Source organism: Oxynema aestuarii AP17 (genome assembly GCF_012295525.1).
Classification (GTDB): domain Bacteria; phylum Cyanobacteriota; class Cyanobacteriia; order Cyanobacteriales; family Laspinemataceae; genus Oxynema; species Oxynema aestuarii.
Genome location: NZ_CP051167.1, coordinates 4,465,612 through 4,484,224 on the forward strand (window position 1 = coordinate 4,465,612; position 18,613 = coordinate 4,484,224).

At 50.7% G+C, this 18,613-nt stretch carries 16 protein-coding genes, 1 tRNA gene and 2 pseudogenes; 6 read left to right on the plus strand and 13 right to left on the minus strand.

From position 1 onward, the window contains the following. Position 1: 1 nt before the first annotated feature. A complete protein-coding gene (locus HCG48_RS18015) occupies positions 2-607 on the plus strand; it encodes a transposase (RefSeq protein WP_168571951.1) in 606 nt (201 codons plus the stop codon). A gap of 302 nt (positions 608-909) precedes the next feature. Here the strand turns inward: HCG48_RS18015 and HCG48_RS18020 are convergent, their stop codons facing one another. Both HCG48_RS18020 and HCG48_RS18025 read right to left on the minus strand, forming a co-directional pair. Further along, on the minus strand, positions 910-1,050 hold the full coding sequence (locus tag HCG48_RS18020; protein ID WP_168570388.1) for a hypothetical protein: 141 nt from the start codon (positions 1,048-1,050) through the stop codon (positions 910-912). A 182-nt stretch (positions 1,051-1,232) separates the two neighbouring features. After that, the gene (locus tag HCG48_RS18025; protein WP_168570389.1) at positions 1,233-1,391 is read right to left on the minus strand and encodes a hypothetical protein; all 159 of its coding nucleotides are present in this window, start codon (positions 1,389-1,391) and stop codon (positions 1,233-1,235) included. Between the two features lie 214 nt (positions 1,392-1,605). Between HCG48_RS18025 and HCG48_RS18030 the strand changes: the two are divergent. Then, positions 1,606-2,832, plus strand: a pseudogene (locus HCG48_RS18030) (RNA-guided endonuclease InsQ/TnpB family protein). Position 2,833: 1 nt separating this feature from the next. Here the strand turns inward: HCG48_RS18030 and HCG48_RS18035 are convergent. Continuing rightward, positions 2,834-4,030 (minus strand): GNAT family N-acetyltransferase, encoded by a 1,197-nt coding sequence (locus tag HCG48_RS18035; RefSeq protein WP_168570390.1) that lies wholly within the window; start codon positions 4,028-4,030, stop codon positions 2,834-2,836. An 85-nt stretch (positions 4,031-4,115) separates the two neighbouring features. Then, positions 4,116-4,820 carry a RibD family protein gene (locus tag HCG48_RS18040; RefSeq protein ID WP_168570391.1) on the minus strand — a complete coding sequence of 235 codons (705 nt, stop codon included), beginning with the start codon at positions 4,818-4,820 and terminating at the stop codon, positions 4,116-4,118. 156 nt (positions 4,821-4,976) lie between these two features. Between HCG48_RS18040 and HCG48_RS18045 the strand changes: the two genes are divergently transcribed. Beyond that, on the plus strand, positions 4,977-5,192 hold the full coding sequence (locus HCG48_RS18045) for an RNA-binding S4 domain-containing protein (protein ID WP_168570392.1): 216 nt from the start codon (positions 4,977-4,979) through the stop codon (positions 5,190-5,192). Positions 5,193-5,236: 44 nt separating this feature from the next. Here the strand turns inward: HCG48_RS18045 and HCG48_RS18050 are convergent, their stop codons facing one another. Continuing rightward, the gene (locus tag HCG48_RS18050; protein ID WP_168570393.1) at positions 5,237-8,320 is read right to left on the minus strand and encodes an ATP-binding protein; all 3,084 of its coding nucleotides are present in this window, start codon (positions 8,318-8,320) and stop codon (positions 5,237-5,239) included. Positions 8,321-8,576: 256 nt separating this feature from the next. Between HCG48_RS18050 and HCG48_RS26560 the strand changes: the two genes are divergently transcribed. Further along, positions 8,577-8,708 carry a hypothetical protein gene (locus tag HCG48_RS26560; RefSeq protein ID WP_281362025.1) on the plus strand — a complete coding sequence of 44 codons (132 nt, stop codon included), beginning with the start codon at positions 8,577-8,579 and terminating at the stop codon, positions 8,706-8,708. Between the two features lie 314 nt (positions 8,709-9,022). On the opposite strand, the gene HCG48_RS18055 is transcribed toward HCG48_RS26560, so the two are convergent. Continuing rightward, positions 9,023-9,193 carry a hypothetical protein gene (locus HCG48_RS18055; protein ID WP_168570394.1) on the minus strand — a complete coding sequence of 57 codons (171 nt, stop codon included), beginning with the start codon at positions 9,191-9,193 and terminating at the stop codon, positions 9,023-9,025. A 19-nt stretch (positions 9,194-9,212) separates the two neighbouring features. Next, entirely contained in the window at positions 9,213-9,347 is a 135-nt protein-coding gene (locus tag HCG48_RS26565) for a hypothetical protein (RefSeq protein WP_255547440.1), read from the minus strand. 434 nt (positions 9,348-9,781) lie between these two features. Here HCG48_RS26565 and HCG48_RS18060 point away from each other — a divergent pair, with 434 nt between their 5' ends. Next, entirely contained in the window at positions 9,782-12,697 is a 2,916-nt protein-coding gene (locus HCG48_RS18060) for a calcium-translocating P-type ATPase, PMCA-type (protein ID WP_168570395.1), read from the plus strand. A 440-nt stretch (positions 12,698-13,137) separates the two neighbouring features. Here the strand turns inward: HCG48_RS18060 and HCG48_RS18065 are convergent. The 4 genes and pseudogenes from HCG48_RS18065 to HCG48_RS18080 all read right to left on the minus strand — a co-directional run bounded on the left by HCG48_RS18065 (position 13,138) and on the right by HCG48_RS18080 (position 17,420). Then, a pseudogene (locus tag HCG48_RS18065) lies at positions 13,138-14,001 on the minus strand (Rpn family recombination-promoting nuclease/putative transposase). Between the two features lie 69 nt (positions 14,002-14,070). Continuing rightward, positions 14,071-15,651, minus strand: coding sequence for a lysine--tRNA ligase (gene lysS, locus HCG48_RS18070; RefSeq protein ID WP_168570396.1), 1,581 nt, complete (start codon positions 15,649-15,651; stop codon positions 14,071-14,073). 150 nt (positions 15,652-15,801) lie between these two features. Beyond that, positions 15,802-16,629, minus strand: a complete 828-nt coding sequence (gene mazG, locus HCG48_RS18075) for a nucleoside triphosphate pyrophosphohydrolase (protein WP_168570397.1) — start codon at positions 16,627-16,629, stop codon at positions 15,802-15,804. Between the two features lie 188 nt (positions 16,630-16,817). Beyond that, on the minus strand, positions 16,818-17,420 hold the full coding sequence (locus HCG48_RS18080; RefSeq protein WP_168570398.1) for a metal-binding protein: 603 nt from the start codon (positions 17,418-17,420) through the stop codon (positions 16,818-16,820). Between the two features lie 46 nt (positions 17,421-17,466). Here HCG48_RS18080 and HCG48_RS18085 point away from each other — a divergent pair. Further along, a tRNA-Val gene (locus tag HCG48_RS18085) sits at positions 17,467-17,538 on the plus strand. A gap of 290 nt (positions 17,539-17,828) precedes the next feature. Here the strand turns inward: HCG48_RS18085 and HCG48_RS18090 are convergent. Further along, complete coding sequence (locus HCG48_RS18090; RefSeq protein ID WP_168570399.1) at positions 17,829-18,113, minus strand: hypothetical protein; 285 nt, start codon at positions 18,111-18,113, stop codon at positions 17,829-17,831. Positions 18,114-18,345: 232 nt separating this feature from the next. After that, on the minus strand, positions 18,346-18,582 hold the full coding sequence (locus tag HCG48_RS18095) for a photosystem II protein, Psb35-related (protein ID WP_168570400.1): 237 nt from the start codon (positions 18,580-18,582) through the stop codon (positions 18,346-18,348). Positions 18,583-18,613 lie beyond the last annotated feature (31 nt).

Here is an 18,613-nt window from a genome sequence, read left to right on the forward strand (position 1 = left end):
AATGACGGGAATTCAAGCACTCGAAAGGAGGATGCCCGACATCCCCATGAAACCGGGGCGCTGTACCCAAGTCGAGTTTGAATATATCCGCCATGGCACCCAAACTCTCATTGCCTCCTTCAATGTGGCTACGGGAGAAGTTGACCTGGCTACGGTCGGCCCCACCCGCACCGAGGCCGATTTTGAAGCCCATATCCGACAATTATTGGCTCAATGCCCCCAGGCTCCTAAAGTTCATCTGGTGATGGACTGTCTCAACACCCATCAGTCCGCCTCCCTGGTTCGGCTCGCCGCCCAACTCGAATCTCAAGCCATTGACTTAGGTGTAAAAGGGCGCTCGGGCATTTTGCGCTCAATGGCCACTCGCGCGGCTTTTTTGAGCGTACCCAATCATCGACTGGTCGTCCACTTCACGCCTAAGCATTGCTCGTGGCTCAATCAAATTGAGCTTTGGTTCAGCATCTTGGTTCGTAAGCTACTCCGACGCTCTAGCTTTACCAGTCCCGCCCATCTCAAGCAGAAAATTATCGAGTTGATCGACTACTTCAATCGCACTATGGCTAAGCCGTTCAAGTGGAACTATACTGGTAAGCCTTTGATCTCCTGAATACTTGGTTGATTTCTGCCAGGCTGTACTAGGCTTAACCCTGCGAATTTGAGGAATTGACGGCGATTGAAAGGAGTCATGGGCAGTTAACTGGAGACTAAGGTAGAAGTTTGGCACCTCAGCCAGGTAGATGACGGATGATGAGGATCTATTCAGTCTATTCGGTTTTATCTAAACTACTCGATGAATTGGGGAATGTCGAGGGGAATGTCGAGGGGAATGTTGACGTGAGCTGAAGGGGTTGGGGGGGAATATAGGGTGGCTCGCGGCAATGGATGAGGGAGAATCGCTCTCATTCCTTCTTAAGAAACGGGGACTTGAGGAGACGGTTCGTGATGTCGCCGACTCACGTTGTTCATTTCCGGTCGCAAGGGTTCGATCGCCACATTATACCATTTTTCTAAACTCTCGATGCAGATGGATCCCCTGTAAGGACACGGCATTGCCGTGTCCCTAGCCTCGATCTCTCTCATTATTTTTGAAAAACAGTACGAGTGCAGTACAAATACAGTACAAAATACTGACAAGATGCTGACAAAAACAGAACAAAAAACAGACAATTTTTACGAACCTGCGTCATTACAGGTGTAGTGAAATTTTTGAAATTGGCTCGGGATGTGGTATTTTAATTTAAATTGCGATAGTTGTATCTAATTCCAGCAATTTTCAAGGATTCCACGATCGCCCCAGCGCCGCAAAGCCCCGACATGACGGGAGTTGAAGGCGATCGCCCTTCCGGAAGTTCCCTGGGGAAGCCGACGGAAAAGCCACGCTCTCGCGACACGAATTTTTTTCCCGGTTTTTAGGGGCGATCGCGCGGTTCGATCTCACGGGATTTTGGCTCGATCTACAGCTCGATCTACAGTTCAATCTACAGTTCAATCTAAATTTAACAATGGGAGCGGGAATTCCCCGATTCTACCGAAGGTGAATCGTGGGATGAAAGCGACTCTTCGGCAAATCAGTGATAATCTTATCATCTGGCTATATCGGCGATAATGTTCAAGGCATACAAATACCGCATCTATCCAACCCACGAGCAACAAGCGACTTTAGCCAAGAGCTTTGGTTGCGGTCGTTGGTATTGGAACTATGCGTTAAATTTGTGCCAAGAGACTTATCGAGCGACCGGAAAAGGTCTATCGAGGGGTTATCTTCAGGGATTATTACCTGCCCTCAAAAAGGAACACCCTTGGCTTAAAGAAGATGTCTATTCCCAATGCTTGCAAGTCGTGGCGTTGAACTGATCGACCGCTTATCGAAACTTCTTTGAGAACCGGGCAAAATTACCCCGATTCAAATCCAAGCAGGGAAGGCAATCTATCAGTTATCCTCAAAATGTTAAGTTTGAGGGAAATTACATCAAACTGCCTAAAGTTGGGTTAGTGCGTTGTCGTCAGCATCGAAGTTTTGAGGGAAAAATCAAAACTGTAACCCTCTCCAAAAATCCAGATGGTAAATATTATGCTTCAGTTTTGGTAGAGGGTAGAAAAGAACCTCCCCTCCTCTCAACTGAAGGAAAAGCAATTGGCATTGATTTAGGGCTGACCGATTTTGCAATTACCAGTGAGGGGTCGAAATATAATAATCCCAAGCATTTTGATAAACACGCGCGAAACCTAAAAAGAAAACAGCAAAAACACGCTCGAAAAAGGAAAGGCAGCAACAACCGCAATAAATCGCGGGTAAAAGTTGCCAAGATTCACGCCAAAATAAGTCGCTGTCGTGAAGATTTTCTCCACAAGCTATCCCGTAAGATAGTGAACGAAAACCAAGTGATTGTGGTCGAATCCCCCCTAACCCCCCTTAATAAGGGGGGAACTAAAGGGGGGATAGGCATGGTTCGCGATCGCAAACTCGCCAAAGCGATTAGTGATGTCGGTTGGGGGATGTTTTGTACGATGTTAAAGTACAAGGCCGAATCAGAAGGAAAAGTTTATCTAGAAGTCGATCGATTTTTTCCTTCTTCTAAAACCTGCCATGTATGCCTCAATCAAACCACAAGCTTGTCTCTTGATGCGAGAAGCTGGACTTGCGAACATTGCCAAAACCATCATGACAGGGATATCAATGCCGCCATCAATCTCAAAAATGAAGGCTTACGGATATTAGAGTTAGGAACTCGCTCTACTGCCCTTGGAGGGGATGTAAGACGAGGTGGTAGAACTTCAGTTCTATCTAGCGCAGTCCCCAGTGAAGAGGGAAGCCGCTATTGTAATCTTTGATTCAATAGCGGTAGTTCACTTCCGGCATTGTTTTCTTCCAGGGCAACCCCTGATTGATTGCGTCGATTTGCATCTGTTCCATCGCGTTGACCTCCTTGAGATAGGGGCGCAGGATGTGGTCGAGACGGTGGTTATAAAAGCGGTGGAGACTGTGGTTCCCGGTGGCGGGGAAACCGCGCCGTTTTTTATGCTGACCCCCGGCGCCCGGGTCGAAACTTTGAATGCCGCGATCGATCGCCCAGGCGATCGGGGTGTAATAACAGGCGTCGAAATGGAGACAGTCGATCTCGCGATCGCAGCCCCAATAGCGCCCGTAGAGGCGATCGCCCTTGGTCAAACAAAAAGACATGGCGATCGGGTCGCGGGGGTCGTTCTCGTCGTAAGCGGCCACCAAGAGTACCCGATGGCGAAAATTGTGGTAAAGCTGCTCGAAAAACGGCTTATTCAGATATTTACTCCCCCACCAACCGAAGCGATCGCAGTGGTCGCTATAAAAGCGGTACATGCGCGAAAATAAAACATGGGGAATGTCATCGCCGTGGAGCGTTTTCACCTCAATGCCCGCTTTGCGAACTGCCTTGCGTTCCCGCTTAATATTGCGGCGCTGATTGGCATTAAATGCCTGTAAATAGTCGTCAAAACTGCTAAATCCGTGATTTTGCCAAATATAACTGTGATGCAACCAGGGGGTGAAGCCGAACTTTTCGAGGGTGGGTCGCCAGTCCGGATCGACATAAAGGAAATTGCAACAAGAAATCTGGTGGCGATCGCAGAAACGATCGATCGCGTTGACCATCACCCCGGTCAAATGCTCCTCATCCTCTCCCGGAGCGATTAAAAAACGATATCCCGTCGCCGGAGTCACCGGACTCATCCCCAGTAATTTCGGGTAGTAGTCGATGCCGAGACGGTGGGCCAAATCCGCCCACTGGTGGTCGAAGACAAACTCGCCGTAACTGTGACCCTTGAGATATAACGGCGCTGCCGCCACCAACTCGCGATCGCGCCAGAGTGTCAAATGGTTCGGCAGCCAGCCACTTTTGGCCGTAATGCTGCCGGAGGCTTCCATGTTGTGCAGCCAATCCCATTCAAAAAACGGCGTTTTCAACGGTTGCGCCAAAGCGTCCCACTGTTGCTGGGGGACATTGGCAATTTGGTCGAGCCAACGGACGGAAAGAGGGGCGATCGGTTCCACCATGAGACGAGTGTAAAGGTAGAGCGTGTCAAATTGTTTCTTATTTTAGGGATTTTTAGCGATCGCCGCCGCGATCGTCCCCAGACAGCTATTCGGTCCTCCCTTTGAGGCGATAGTGTAGAAATAATTCCCCCTCCATCTGTCGCACGTCGAGCAACTCCAACCGTTTCGCCTCCGTCGCGAGCAATCCTTCCCCGTCCACCGGGGTCGGCGCCGCCATCCCGCCGACGAGTAAAGGACAAACCGTGAGCCAGAGTTCGTCCAAAACATCCGCACTGAGGAGAGAACCGACCAATTGACCGCCGCCGAGGACGGCGAGACGTTCGATTCCCAACTCCGCCATTGCTGCCAGGGCGATCGCCCAATCGATCTCGCGATCGTTGCCTTCGGCGACCAAGAGGCGATCGAACCCGGGGCGATCGCGCCACAAGGTCGCCCCCGCTTGAGTGGAGACCAACCATCGCGGAATGGGCTGTTGGAAAAAGGGTAAATCCGGGTCGATGTTGCCACTGCCGGAGGCGACGATCTGCACGGGTTGGGGCGGTTTCCCCCGAGATTGGCGTTCGTCGAGTAAATCTGGGTCGAGTACCCGCATCGCCGTTCCTCCCGTTCGCAAGGTTCCGGCGCCGCCTAACACTGCATCCGCCAAGGCCACTTGCCGTTCTAGATGGGCTTTGTCGTGAGGCGACCCGAACAGGACGGGCGATCGTCTGGCATCGGCGATTTTACCGTCGGCACTCATGGCTAAAACAACGGTGGTGTGGGGACGGTTGGGGTGGGGTTGGGCGGTCATGGAAAGGCGGTAGATGAAGGATTGTATGGAGGTTAAATGATAGAAGTCAAAGCGGCGATCGCCTGTTGCTCGTTTTCAAGTTATTGTATCGAACCCAACGATCGCCCGAACTCGCTAAAATACACTCGATTCACGACAACAGCGAGGAAACCGACCATGGCACGAGATCCGGAAAAAGACACGATCCGACTGGGACAGTTTTTAAAGTATATAGCGATCGCCGCCACCGGGGGACAGGCGAAACTGATGATTCAAGGCGGAGAAGTCTCGGTCAACGGGGCGATCGAAACCCGGCGGGGTCGTCAACTGCACCACGGCGATGTTGTCAGTGTTGGAACCCAAAGCTTTACCGTCGATTTAGAGGCTTTGTAAGTGCTCGCAAGTGCTTCTAAGTGCTGGTAAGTGCTTCGCGCGAGTTAACCGGGGGACGAACGCACCGCCTCGACCGGAAGGGTGATTGTAAATTGGGTCCGTCCCGGTTGCGCCGAGGTACATTCCAACTGTCCGCCGTGTCCTTCCGCCACGATTTGATAACAGGTGGACAAACTCAACCCCATCCCTTTTCCGACGGGTTTGGTCGTGAAAAAGGGATTGAATAATTGGTTTAAATACTGTTCGGGAATTCCCGGACCGTTGTCGGCGATCGCAATTTCAATCCAGCGATGGTTTAACTGATTCACTCTTATCTCAATTTTCGGATCTTCCGCGATCGCTTCCTCGTTGTTTTCTAAGCTTTTATATTTCTCGTGCAACGCATCGATCGCGTTCGTCAAGATATTGAGAAACACTTGATTCAGTTGACTGGGATAGCATTCTATTTTAGGAATTTCATCGTATTTCTTAATTACTTGAATATCCGGCAAGTCTTCGCCCAAGTGCAAGCGACTTTGTAAAATCACTAACGTACTGTCCAACCCTTTGCAAATATCGGCTTGATTGAACTCCGAGCGATCGAGTTGAGAAAAATCGCGCAAACTGGACACGATTTGACGAATTCGGCGGGTTCCATTTTTCATCGAATCGAGTAACTTCGGTAAATCTTCCCGAATAAAGTCTAAATCTTCTTGTTTTTCCTCCCAATCTTCCCGGGGGCGATCGACCAACTCAATCAACTCTCGCGCGTAATCTTCCACGTGGTCTAAATTGCCGTGAATGAAACTGACCGGATTGTTAATTTCGTGAGCAATTCCAGCGACCAACTGACCCAAACTCGACATTTTTTCCGATTGAATTAACTTCGCCTGAGTTTGCTTTAACTCGACGAGCGATCGCTCTAACGCTGCTGCCTTTTCTCGTTCGCTTTCCGAGAGACGCCGCAACGTTTCCAAATGACATAACTGAACTTGAGTGCGGATGCGCGCCAGCAATTCTGCTTTCGCAATCGGTTTGCTCAAATAATCGTTAGCGCCGGATTCCAAACCCATGACCACATCCGCCAGGCGGTCTTTAGCGGTGAGCATAATAATCGGTAATTCGTCGAGACTGTAGCGTTCGCGAATTTGCTGACAGACTTGATATCCGGTCATGCGCGGCATCATGACATCGAGTAAAATTAAATCGGGTTTAAACGAAGTGGCGAGCAGTTCTAAGGCTTGAACCCCGTTAGAGGCGATCGCTAATTCGCACTCGTATAACGATAAATAATTGACCAGAACCTGACAGTTAATCGGTTCGTCATCGACGATCAAAATCTTCAAATCCCGACCGTCAAACTCGATTTCCGAGTGATGCGAGGGGTCGGACAGCTCAGCCGGAACGAGAGCATCACTCGGGGAAGCGGCGGCGACGGGCCGATCGCGATCGCCCGAGATCGGCGCCGCCAACACCACCGGAGTCGAACCGTCGCGACTGACGGGTAAGGTAAAGGTAAAGGTTGAGCCGACCCCGATTTGCGACTCCACCGCAATCCGACCGCCGTGGAGTTCCACCAGTTGCTTGGTGACCGCCAATCCCAACCCAGTTCCGCCGTATTCCCGGGCGGTGGAGCCGTCCGCTTGCTCGAAGGATTCAAAAATCCGGTCTAATTTATCCGCCTCGATGCCAATTCCGGTATCGCGAATGGCGATTTCGACGATTTCGGGATCGGACGGGTTCGGCGATCGCGCGCTGACGACGATCTCACCCGCGTCGGTGAATTTAATCGCATTACCAATCAAGTTATAAAAAATCTGTTGCAAGCGGTTTTCATCCGCCGCCACCGGGGGCAAGTTTTCGGGGAAATCGGCGACCAATTTTAACGGTTTGGCGCCAATTAAAGGGCGGATCGGAACGAAGACGACCTCGACTAATTCGCGCAAGGCGATCGATCGCACTTGTAATTGCAAGTTGTTATGTTTGAGTTTGGCAAAATCGAGGATGTCGTTGACTAAAGTCGCCAGTCGCCGACCGGAGGCGACGATCGTTTCTAAGTTGCGCCGGGTCGCATCGGGGAGTTCTCCCGTGGCGCCGTCGAGAAGGGATTGAGTGATGCCGATGATGCCATTTAAGGGGGTGCGCAGTTCGTGAGAGGTGTTGGCGAGAAATTCGTCTTTGAGTTTGTCGAGTTGTTGTAACGACCGATTCGCTTGTTTGAGGGCGCTTTCGCTCTCGCGCAGGGCTGCGGTTGCGCGTTCTACGGCGGTTTTGAGGCGCATGGGGGTGCTGACGAGGACGAAAGTGAGAGATCCGGCCACCAGGGCTAACAAGCCGCCTCCGAGCCATAAATTGCGGGATATGGGGGCGTTCTCGGGCCATCCGGCGATCGGAACGGCGGCTAATTGCCACGATCCGTTCGGCAGGGTGACGTTTAAAATGACTGGGGAGCGATCGAAGATCTGCGGATTGCCGAAAAAGACCTCGCCTTCGGCCCCGCGTCCGTCTTTTCCGCGCAGGCTGTAGAGCAGTTGCTCGTCCCATTCGAGTAGTCCGGCTTCTCTAAATAAGATATCGCGATCGATGCCGATACTGACCATTCCCCAATAGGGACCACTTTCGGGAGGGGCGCCGGGTGGGGTCAGGAAAATGGGGGTGCGGGTGATGAATGCCATGCCTCCTTTGACGAGTTTGACTGGCCCGGCGAGGACGGTGGATCGGGTGGCGATCGCCCGCTCGAATGCCTCTCGTTCTTCGGGGACGTTCATCGGATCGAAGCCGAGTGCTTCTTCTTGTCCTTTCAAGGGATAGAGATGGGTGGCGATGCTATTTTTAAAAAGCGCGGCACTGGGAATCCCGGAACTGCGAGCGACCAAAACCCGCGCCAGTTCTTCAAAGGTGGGTTGGTCGATCTCGGGGTTGACGGTGCTGACGTAGGTAACGATCCCCCGGCTGAGAAAAATACGCTGGTTTAACTCGCCTTCGAGACTGGCCCTCAAGGCGCTCAGGCGATTGAGAACGTCGGTGCGACTCCGTTGGATGAAGCGTTTTTGTTCCGATCGATCTAACAGGGCTACGACACTGAGAACGATCGCCACGGCAACACAAGCGGCAAGCGGGGGTAAAATTCGGGTGGGAAAACGCGCCATAAGTTAAATCGAGCAGTCCAAGTTAGGGTTCCCAGCTTGCGGATGCCAGTTGACAGGTTTCCCTATGGTATTTCAGATTACATTGTGCCTCCCGATCGCCCACCCTCGATCGGTCAAGGGCCAATTGGCCGATCTTGACGCAAATATTGACGCAAATCACAATCAGTTTCAATTTCGATCGCCCGAGCGCCACCCCCGACAAGTTAGGATGGATTGAAATCGTGGAGAATGCCACTCAGTTCATGAGGGGATGAACATGGCTAACAGCAATCGGCCACTGCGCCAAAATCCTTTTACTACTTACCGCGATCCCGTGACGGGAGAGTGGATTGTGGTCAAACCGAACAACGAGGTTTGCATCCCAAAGCAAAAACCCCAAGTGGCTTAGAAACTGGGGGCGATTTGAGTGCGATGCGATCGCCGTCCAAGATAGGAGATCTTCAGTTATCCCCTCCCTCGCAATAGTTCGTGGCGGTTGGTCCGCGATCGCGCCGCACTCGGAATCTCCCCTCGTCACTGGGTGCCGACGCGGTCGCGCGTCGCTGCTGGATTTACAATGTTATGAGATTGGCAATCTGTCGTTATCGAGGGAGTCGGGGCGATCGCTCCAACTCCCTCTCGTTTTGGGTTCGTTCCCGTTCGGTTCCCGACCGCCGCCGGGAACGGAAATTTATGTGAGACTTACGCCACTATATTCTGTATTTAAAAGTCTTGAATTTGACGGACTAAAGTGAGAAAATGCCGGATTTTTTCGAGGGACCTGGTGGGGCGATCGGCGATCGCCCCCAAACCTAAAAAACGATCGCAGCAACTGGCGACAGCACCGCCGCTACAGGGACGAGATCGGCAAACGGAAAGATTGCCAGACGACAAGAGAGGAAATCACGAGTTTCTACCACAACGGCTTAGAAATGTATTCGCCGTAATACAAACTAAAGCGCCAAAACGTTTTCGCATACTCGATGAATTTATCTAAAGTATGAGAAAGTTTTGAAGACGGGAGGTGATGAACTTGAGGTTTTAACATGGTGACCTCCTCAGAGATGCGAACGCATTGAATGATTTTGATGGTCGAGGGGAACGGACAGAGGCAGTTCGGCTCAATTGTTACCCGCACCGTTGAAAATGTTGGCGGCAGGATGGGGTGCAAGGGCGCCCGCGATCGTCCTGCGGTTCCCTGTTTCCATTGTAGCGAGTTTTTCAGAAAGTGACGTTACACTTTCCCCGCTCGATCCACCTCGTGTTTTCTCCGAAGACTTCCCCAGGCAGCAACCCATAAAAAGTAGATTTTAACATTTTGCAATCTGTCCCCCCTGGCTCGAATCTACAATCTCAAATAGATCTCTTGTAAAATAGATATCTGGCAAAATTCTAAAAGCCCCCCTAACAAATAGGGGTTATCTTTCTCAAAAGATGCAAGCTGTCTAATCTAAAATCTAAAATCTAAAATCTAAAATATTAATGCAACAGCAAACCCCCTCGATCGCCCGCTTGTACGGACTGACTCAAGCCGAAGTCGAAGCCCGTCGTCAGGAATTTGGGGCGAACGTTTTGACCCCACCGGAACGAACCCCCGGCTGGAAGTTATTTCTCGAAAAGTTTGAAGATCCGGTCATTCGGATTTTGACGATCGCCGCGATCGTATCGATCGCCATCGGCTTTTTTAACGACAGTTACCTCGAAGGAATAGGTATTATTACAGCTATTTTCTTGGCGACAACAGTTTCCTTTGTGAACGAATATCAAGCCAATCGAGAATTTGACATTCTCAATCAAGTCAGCGACGAAACGCCGATCCAAGTCATTCGCGAAGGGGAATATCTCACCGTTCCCCAAAAAGACCTCGTCGTCGGCGATTTAGTTTTATTAGAAAAAGGGGATGAAGTTCCCGCCGATGGAGAGGCGATCGAAGCAGTATCGCTGCAAGTGGCGGAAGCGAACTTAACCGGGGAACCCCCCGTGAGTAAATTCGATCGCCGCACCGCCTCCAGCCGCAACGATGAAAGTCGCACCTATCCGGCTGACCAATTATTGCGCGGGACGATCGTCATGGAAGGTCACGGGACGATCGAAGTGACCGCCGTGGGCGATCGCACGGAAATCGGACAGACGGCGCGTGCTGCAGCCCAAGAAACCGACGAAGAAACGCCGTTAACGCTGCAACTGCAACGGTTGAGCCGCGCGATCGCCGTCGCGGGGTTATCCGTGGCCCTGTTAGTAGACGGGGCGCTGGTGGTACGCGGGGTGGCGATCGCCGAATTGAGCTTGACCGGACAACAGTGGTATGTCGTCGGCGTGCTAACCCTCGCCGTGGCGATCGCCCTCGTGCGGATTTGGCTGCCGATCGCCTACGACGGCTTCGAGTTTGCCGGATGGACCGACCGACGCCCGGAGTGGTTGGAACGAGACACGGCGGCAGAATGGCTGAAAACCGCAGCGATCGCCCTCTCGTGCTTGGGAATCGGTCTCGGAGTCGGCGCGATCGCCGGATTTTTGCCGGAATCGGGGACGCCGTGGTTACCCGTAGACGCCGCGCGATCGTTGCTGACCTACTTCACGATCGCCGTGACCATCGTCGTCGTCGCCGTTCCCGAAGGCTTGGCCCTGAGTGTCACCCTCAGCCTCGCCTACAGTATGCGTAAAATGACCAAACAAAATAACCTCGTGCGGCGGATGCACGCCTGCGAGACGATCGGCGCCGCCACGGTGATCTGTTCCGACAAAACCGGAACCATGACCCTCAATCAAATGCAGGTGGCTCACGCCGAATTACCCGACCCCAACACCCCCATCGGTCGCCGTCTGGTCGAAGGCATCTGCGCCAATTCCACGGCTCACCTGCACCGCCATCCCGGAGAAGCCAGCCAACCGTTGGGCAATCCCACGGAAGGGGCGCTCTTGCTGTGGTTGGAAGAAGGAGGGATCGACTACGCCACCGAACGCGACGCCTTCACGACGATCCAACAGTGGACGTTTTCGACCGATCGCAAATACATGGCCACCGTGGGCCGCTCTCCGAGTCGAGAACGTCCGATCTTGCACGTCAAAGGGGCGCCGGAAATCTTGCTCGATCGCTGCACCCGACAAATCGACGGCGACGGGACGACAGGTGAGATCGAATCGGCGGCGATCGCCGCACAATTGCAACGCTATCAAAGCCGGGGAATGAGAACCCTGGGGTTTGCGTGGCTCGAAGATCCGCCCCTCCCCTCCGAGGCGAATGCGGGGGAAGTGGCGATCGACCAACTCGCCGAGAACATGACTTGGGTGGGGTTCGTGGCGATCGCCGACCCGATCCGCGAGGACGTGCCCGCCGCGATCGCCGCCTGTCAACAAGCGCAAATCGCCGTCAAAATGGTCACCGGAGATAACCCGACGACCGCCAAAGAAATCGCCCGTCAAATTGGATTAGTAGACGAGACCGATCCCCCCGAATCCTATCTCACCGGGCCGGAGTTTTCCCAACTCGACGACGAAGCCGCCCAACTTGCCGCCGTGCGCTTAAAAGTCCTCTCTCGCGCCCGTCCCGGCGACAAGCAGCGCCTCGTGAAAATGCTGCAAGCGGGCGATCGGGTGGTGGCGGTCACCGGAGATGGAACTAACGACGCCCCAGCCCTCAATCAAGCTCAAGTCGGTTTGGCGATGGGTCGTACCAGCACCAGTGTGGCGAAAGAAGCCAGCGATATTATTATTCTCGATCGCGCCTTTTTAACCATCGAACGGGCGATCGTTTGGGGGCGATCGCTCTATCAAAATATCCAGAAATTTATTCTGTTTCAACTGACAATTAATGTCGCCGCTTGTGGGATTGCCCTTCTCGGTCCGTTTATCGGCATCGAACTGCCCCTGACCGTGACCCAGTTGTTATGGGTTAATTTAATTATGGATACCTTCGCCGCCCTCGCCCTCGCCACGGAACCGCCGAATGAGAAAGTGATGGAAAGTCCGCCGCGCAATCCTCAAGATTTTATTATTTCTAAACCGATGGCGGTCAATATTTTTACTACGGCGTTTTTCTTTTTAATTTTTCTGACGGGCTTTTTATTATTTATTCAAACTGACGGCGCGATCGCCGACTACGACCTTTCTTTATTTTTCAGTACCTTTGTAATGTTGCAATTCTGGAATTTGTTCAATGCTAAATGTTTTGGGATTAACCAATCGGTATTTTCTCATTTATGGTCGAATCTCAACTTTTTGGCGATCGCCGCGATCGTCTTCGTCGGTCAAGTTTTGATGGTACAGTTTGGCGGCGAGGTATTTAGAACTGTTCCCCTTTCCTTTCACGATTGGCTGGCGATCGTCGGCGGAACCTCCCTCGTTTTGTGGGTCGGCGAACTCACCCGCGCGATCGCCCGTTTTCGCCTGCGCGTTTAGGGACTGCGTGTAAGGGACGAGGGCGATCCTCTGTCAAAACCTGACAATGAAGTGATAAGCTCAACGTTCATCTATTTTTACATAAGAATATGAAAGATTGTAAACTCCCAAAACTTACTCAAGACGCCATTAAAAAGCTGGCCACGGCTAAAAGTTACCGACGCGGTGTTGAGTGACCAAAAAGATATAATTAAAAGCTTGAAAAACCTGAGAAAATTTGGTATTCTCATTGATATGGCAATTTGAGAAAATTAGGCTCACTATCTCCAAGATATCAAACGAATTTACGAACAGATTGGATAGGTAGATCTCTGGCAGGGATTGATTCAGAACTTGCGTTCCAAATATAGCCGCTTGCCTGGGTTAAACGACGAGCTAAACAAAGCAAATTTGTAGCTAAAAATTAAGGCGATCGCGCTGTCATAGGCGATCGCACAAACTTAAATTTCTAAAGTCTCTCGAACTTCTTCAACCGACAATTCTAAAACTTCTGCAATTTCTTCGACACTATACCCGCGTTCTCTCATCTTCAAAGCAGTTTTAAAAATTTTCTCTTGTAACTGCTGCAATCCCTGCTGCAATCCCTGCTGCAATCCCTGCTGCAATCCCTGCTGTAATCCCTCCTGTAATCCCTCCTGTAATCCTTCTTCCTTGGCTTCTTGATAAACTTTTGTTTGTTTTAAACTGCCCAATCCCAACATTTTGCCGATCTCCTCGCGAGACAGTTTCGGTAACTTGTAAATAACAATCGTCTCTATTAATTCTAAAACATCACGGCGGTGAGTCGCTTCGGTAATTTCTTCTTGGGTTCGCGCGATCGATTGGCGGGCTTTTTCTGGGGTCTCCTCTTCGGAGGTGACAATCAATTTGACAATTTCGACGCCGAGAGAGGTTTCCGCCTCATCTCCCCATTCGTCGAGGTAGACTCGCGTAACGCGATCGCTTTCCAAAAGCGAACCGTATTGCAAGTGTTGTTCGACTTCAAACTGTCGCGTCGGATAAATCACTAACGCCGACCACGGATTCGCGATCGGTTTGTATTGCGACAAATAGAGAAATATTTGTCCAAAAAAACGGAAATAAAACCCTTCTTCTCAATAAAACTGAACTTCGACAAAATAGATCGGTTCTCCCCGTTGTGGAGATTTAGGAACGAATAATCCATCCAGGCGAAATGCCAGTTGTTTGAGTTCGACCGATTGAAATTCGTAGCGATCGGCTTCTGCTGGCGGACGACCGATCGCGTGAAAAATCACATCGGGAAAGATTTGAAATAAGCGATAAAAGATCGAATCGGTTTTCATTAATTTTAACTCAAAAAAGAGGAGAGAGTGACTTCACCCCTCCTCTAACATGGATAAGATTAGGGGGAGTTACGAGATCGCCTCCTTCAGCGCGATCGCCTCTCGCAAGCGCCCGATCGCAAAAGACTTCTCTAAATACGAAAGTAAATTCCCCGCTTTCGGTCCGCGTTCTTTCCCCATAAACGAGAGGTAAACCGCCGGAAATGCTGCACCGGGTTTCATTTGCAATTCCTTAGACGTAGAAAACAACACCGTTTGTAACGTTTCTCCATCCCAACTCTCGGTATTTTCGAGATTTTCGATTAACTTCGTTAAATAGTTCACCTGTTCGTCAGTTAAAGCTTGGGCTTGTTCCGGAACTTCATCGAAATAGAGAACGAGCTTTTCTTCTTCATCTGCATAATCGTCTAACCATTTTTGCGCCGCTTCAATACGACGTTTGACGACTTCGCGATCGAACTCACTCAAAGGTTGGGGCGATCGCTTCTCGACTTCCGGTTCGATATCAATATGAGGAATTTGCAGTAGAGAAATTAAGGTACTGAAATCAAACGGCTGATAAGTCTTCACCTCATCCCCTAACTGGGCATAAAATAGAGAGAGTAAATCTTTCGTCAGCGCCTCTTTTTCCCCTTCCCGTTCGTACTTTTCAATTAACGTATCGTAATCGCGAAATAACCGGGTAATCGTCTCGTAATTCGGTGCGAAGTTAATCACCGTCTTCGGTTGCGTTCGCAACATCAAGAAACGCAATAATTCCGGCGGTAGTAACTCGGCAATTTCTTTCGCAGAAGACCCGACCCCTTTAGAAGAACTCATCTTCGTTCCGTTCACTAAGATAAATTCGTAAGGGGAATGATAGGGCGGTTTTTTATGCAAGACTTTGCGACAAATCGCGTTGGCGACATCCCGAGAACCGCCTTTCTGGGAGTGATCTTTTCCGGCGAGTTCGATGGTCACGCCGATAACTTGCCACTTCGCCACCCATTCGACTTTCCAAGGTAATTTTCCATTCCCGTCAAATGGCGAAATCCAACCGGAATGACCGCATCCTTCGACATAATTGGTGGCGTCGGGTTTGCAGGTATAAAAAACTTCTTTACCGTTGTAATCGGTCACTACGGTGGTGGCAATTTTGCCGCAGTTTTCGCAGATGACTTGAAACGGGTACCAATTATCGGGTCGTTCGGCTTTGCTGACTTCTTTGTAAGCTTCCCGAACGAGGTGGGCGTTATTGAGAAATATGTCGATATGCTCGTTCAGTCTGCCCGATCGATACAGATCGCGCAAGTAGTAAATTTCGGGTTTGACGCCTAAATAGTCGAAAACTTCTAAGAATTCGCCCATGAAATATTTGGCGTAATCGCTGGCGTTGTCTCCCGGTGAGGGAACATTGCACAAGGGATAACCGAGATAGGGCGAAAATTTGTCTCGATCTAGATATTGGGGAACCGTATCGAGGGCGTCGTAGTCGTCTACGCCATAAGTAAATTTAACGGGCTTACCTGCGTGTTTCAAGGCACGGTAAATGACGTCATGAATGATGACACCCCGCAAAGACCCCACGTGAACGCGACCGGATGGGGTTTTTGAATCGTTGACGATTTGTTCGCCTTGTGAACTTGCAGCGATTTTGTCAGCCCAAAACATACTCTAAGATTTAATTTTTAGAAAACTTTTCTAGTCTATCACGGTTGGTGGGGTCTGGTTTTTTATTGGGGTAGAATTTTGGATTTTAGATGGAGAGGGTAACGCTTCTGCTGTTAGGGAAGGGTGCAAGATGGCCGCCCTACGGTGTTCCTATTCACTTTCTACTTCCTGGCGTTTTGCTAATTCTCGTTTGATTTGCTGCCAAATGGTTTCGAGTTCTTCGACGCTGTAATCGCTTAAGGGGCGATCGCAGGCTTGTTCTAGTTTGGAGAAACGACGGACAAAGCGATGGTTGGTTTCGTGAAGGGCCGCTTCGGGATCGAGGTCGTACCACCGGGCGAGGTTGATGATGACGAAGAGTAGATCGCCGAGTTCGGCTTGTTGTTCGGCGGGGGTTTCGTGTTTGAGGGCGTGGTGAAATTCGCCGAGTTCTTCGTGGAATTTCTCCCAAACTCCTTCGATACTATCCCACTCGAAACCGACATCTGCGGCTTTGCGCGAGATTTTCATTCCGGCGACGAGGGGGGGAAGGGTTCGGGCGTATTTTTCGAGTTTGTAACTGAGTTGTTGGGTTTGTTCTGGGGTCTGTCCTTTTTCGCGGGCTTTGATCTGTTCCCAGTTTTGATGGACTTGTTCGATGCTGTTGACTTCGAGGTCGCCGAAGACGTGGGGATGGCGGCGGATCAGTTTTTCGCCGATGCCTTGGGCGATTTCGGCGAGGGTGAATTGGTTGGATTCGCTGGCGATTTGCGCTTGGAGGACGATTTGGAGGAGGAGGTCGCCGAGTTCTTCGCAAATGGCGCTTGAGTCTGCGGTTTTGATGGCGTCTACGACTTCGTAGGCTTCTTCGATGATGTAGGGGGTGAGGGTTGCTTGTGTTTGGGCTAAATCCCAGGGACAGCCGCCTTCGGGCGATCGCAGTTGGGCGACGACTTCGATCAGTTTTTGGAGGGCGTCGAGGGTAGGGTTGGAGGTCATGGGATTTTAGAGTTTAGAGGGGTGATTTTGCAGGATTGAAGAGTGAAGGTTGCAGATTCTCGATTTTACGGGAATTCGGGAGGGACGATCGCCCGTTGCTGGTATTGTATCGGTTCCGAGTTCCTCTGAGTTCGGGCGATCGCCTCAATCTCAATTCCAAAATCAACACTCTAAAATCTCAAATTCCCTTATCTTTTACTGCTGCGTTTTTTGACAGAACGGGTCTGGCGGGGCGATCGCCGTTTGCCCTTACTGGCTTTTTTCGGACGCTTCCACCCTAGAACGCCTTTGGCTTTCAAGCGTTTGTAACCGGAGGAGCACCAATCACTCAGGGAATGACTCAGGGCGCCGAGTTCCAACCCCAGCAATAGGGCGATCGCCTCGGGACTATATTCGACCAGCGATCGCCCCGCGACCTGTTTGACCTCTCGCCAATTCAAATCGAGCTGAAATAACCAATAACTCGCAGTTAAACCAACCACCCCCGCCAGCAATACCCAAATGCTCAAATACAACACCCGCAGGGCCGTCCCGATAATCGGACCGTGGGAGAGAAACGAACGATGGCGCAAACTTTTCTGATACGGAATCCACAACCACCGCAACCACCCCCAACGCTGGAACTGGCAGGAGTAAATATCGAGGTCGGGACCGAACATCAAGCCGCTAAATAAAAAACCGCCCGCGACCACTAAGGTGAGGCTACTGTTGCGGGTTGTGCTGTAGGTGGCAATGGCGACGAGGGGCAACGTCCACAAGGTAATGCGATCGTGGGTGCGGCCAGCAGGCATGAAAATTTCAACAAGTTATGTTAGAATGCAAATCGGCTCGGAAAACGGGCGGTTAGCTCAGTGGTAGAGCGCCTGCCTTACAAGCAGGATGCCACTGGTTCGAATCCAGTACCGCCCATATTTTACATATCAATCTTTCAATAGTCGGCCATTGGTATTTTTTATCGTTTTTGGCTGGTTTTTTGCAGGTCGGCGATCGCTGCAACCCGAGGTTGTACGATTTTCTATTTTAGGGGTAATTTAAGCATTTACTTTATTCAGATGGAGCGATCGCCAGAAGTCAAGGGGATGCGATTTCCTCGAAAACATTCCTGAAACATCACTGACTCAGGCAATTTAGAGTTGTGCGAAATCCTTCTAAAATCATCTAAAATCTTGAGGTCGAGTCCTCAGAAATATGGCGTCAAATCAGCGATCGCCCTCCTCAATCGGGGTCGGAACTTCTGTTAATCCCCAGCGATCGAGTAAGTTAACTACACCAACGGCGACGACTCCACCAATCGCCAAACCAATCACGAGCAAAATCACATACAACTGCCCAAATTGTTTTTTGGCCGCTTGATATCGCCGTTCGTCTTCTTCGGAAACTTCGGAAATTCCGTCATCTTCTGGCAGTTGGGTGCGATCGGGTAGTTCTGAGGTCGGTTGATGGGAATTGCGATCGCCAAATGGTTCTTTGGAAAACTGATTCATGGAATTTTAGAGTTTAGATTTTAGAGTTTAGACTTTCCCAGCGCGCTCCGATTGAGTTTAACATGGGGGGCGGATCTAACAAAATAACACATTGTATATTCGTGCGGAGTTTACAGCTCTTTTTCGATTGGGCGATCGCTAGGGATAATCGTCATTCAAACAAAAAAATAGCCCTCCTATTTTAAGGAGGGTAAGAGAGCTAGCCCGAATTTATGTTGTCTAACCACCATCATTATTCAGGCAGGTTGTTACTGGCGTAAGCATCCATGCGGTAAGCCGGAACGCGATCGTTATGGTCGATGTCTTTCCCAGTAATGCTTTTCGCCAGTTGCTCGAACGATTCCGAACGCCAGTTCCGTTCGTGGATGGGTTTGGTTTGTTCGCCTCGGAAATAAGCTTGGGTTCCGAGGATGGCGACGGCAGCCCAACCTGCGATAAATAAGGCGATCGAAATGGTGAAAGTAGCCATAATTTAAGTCTCCGTGAAATAACAGAAATAC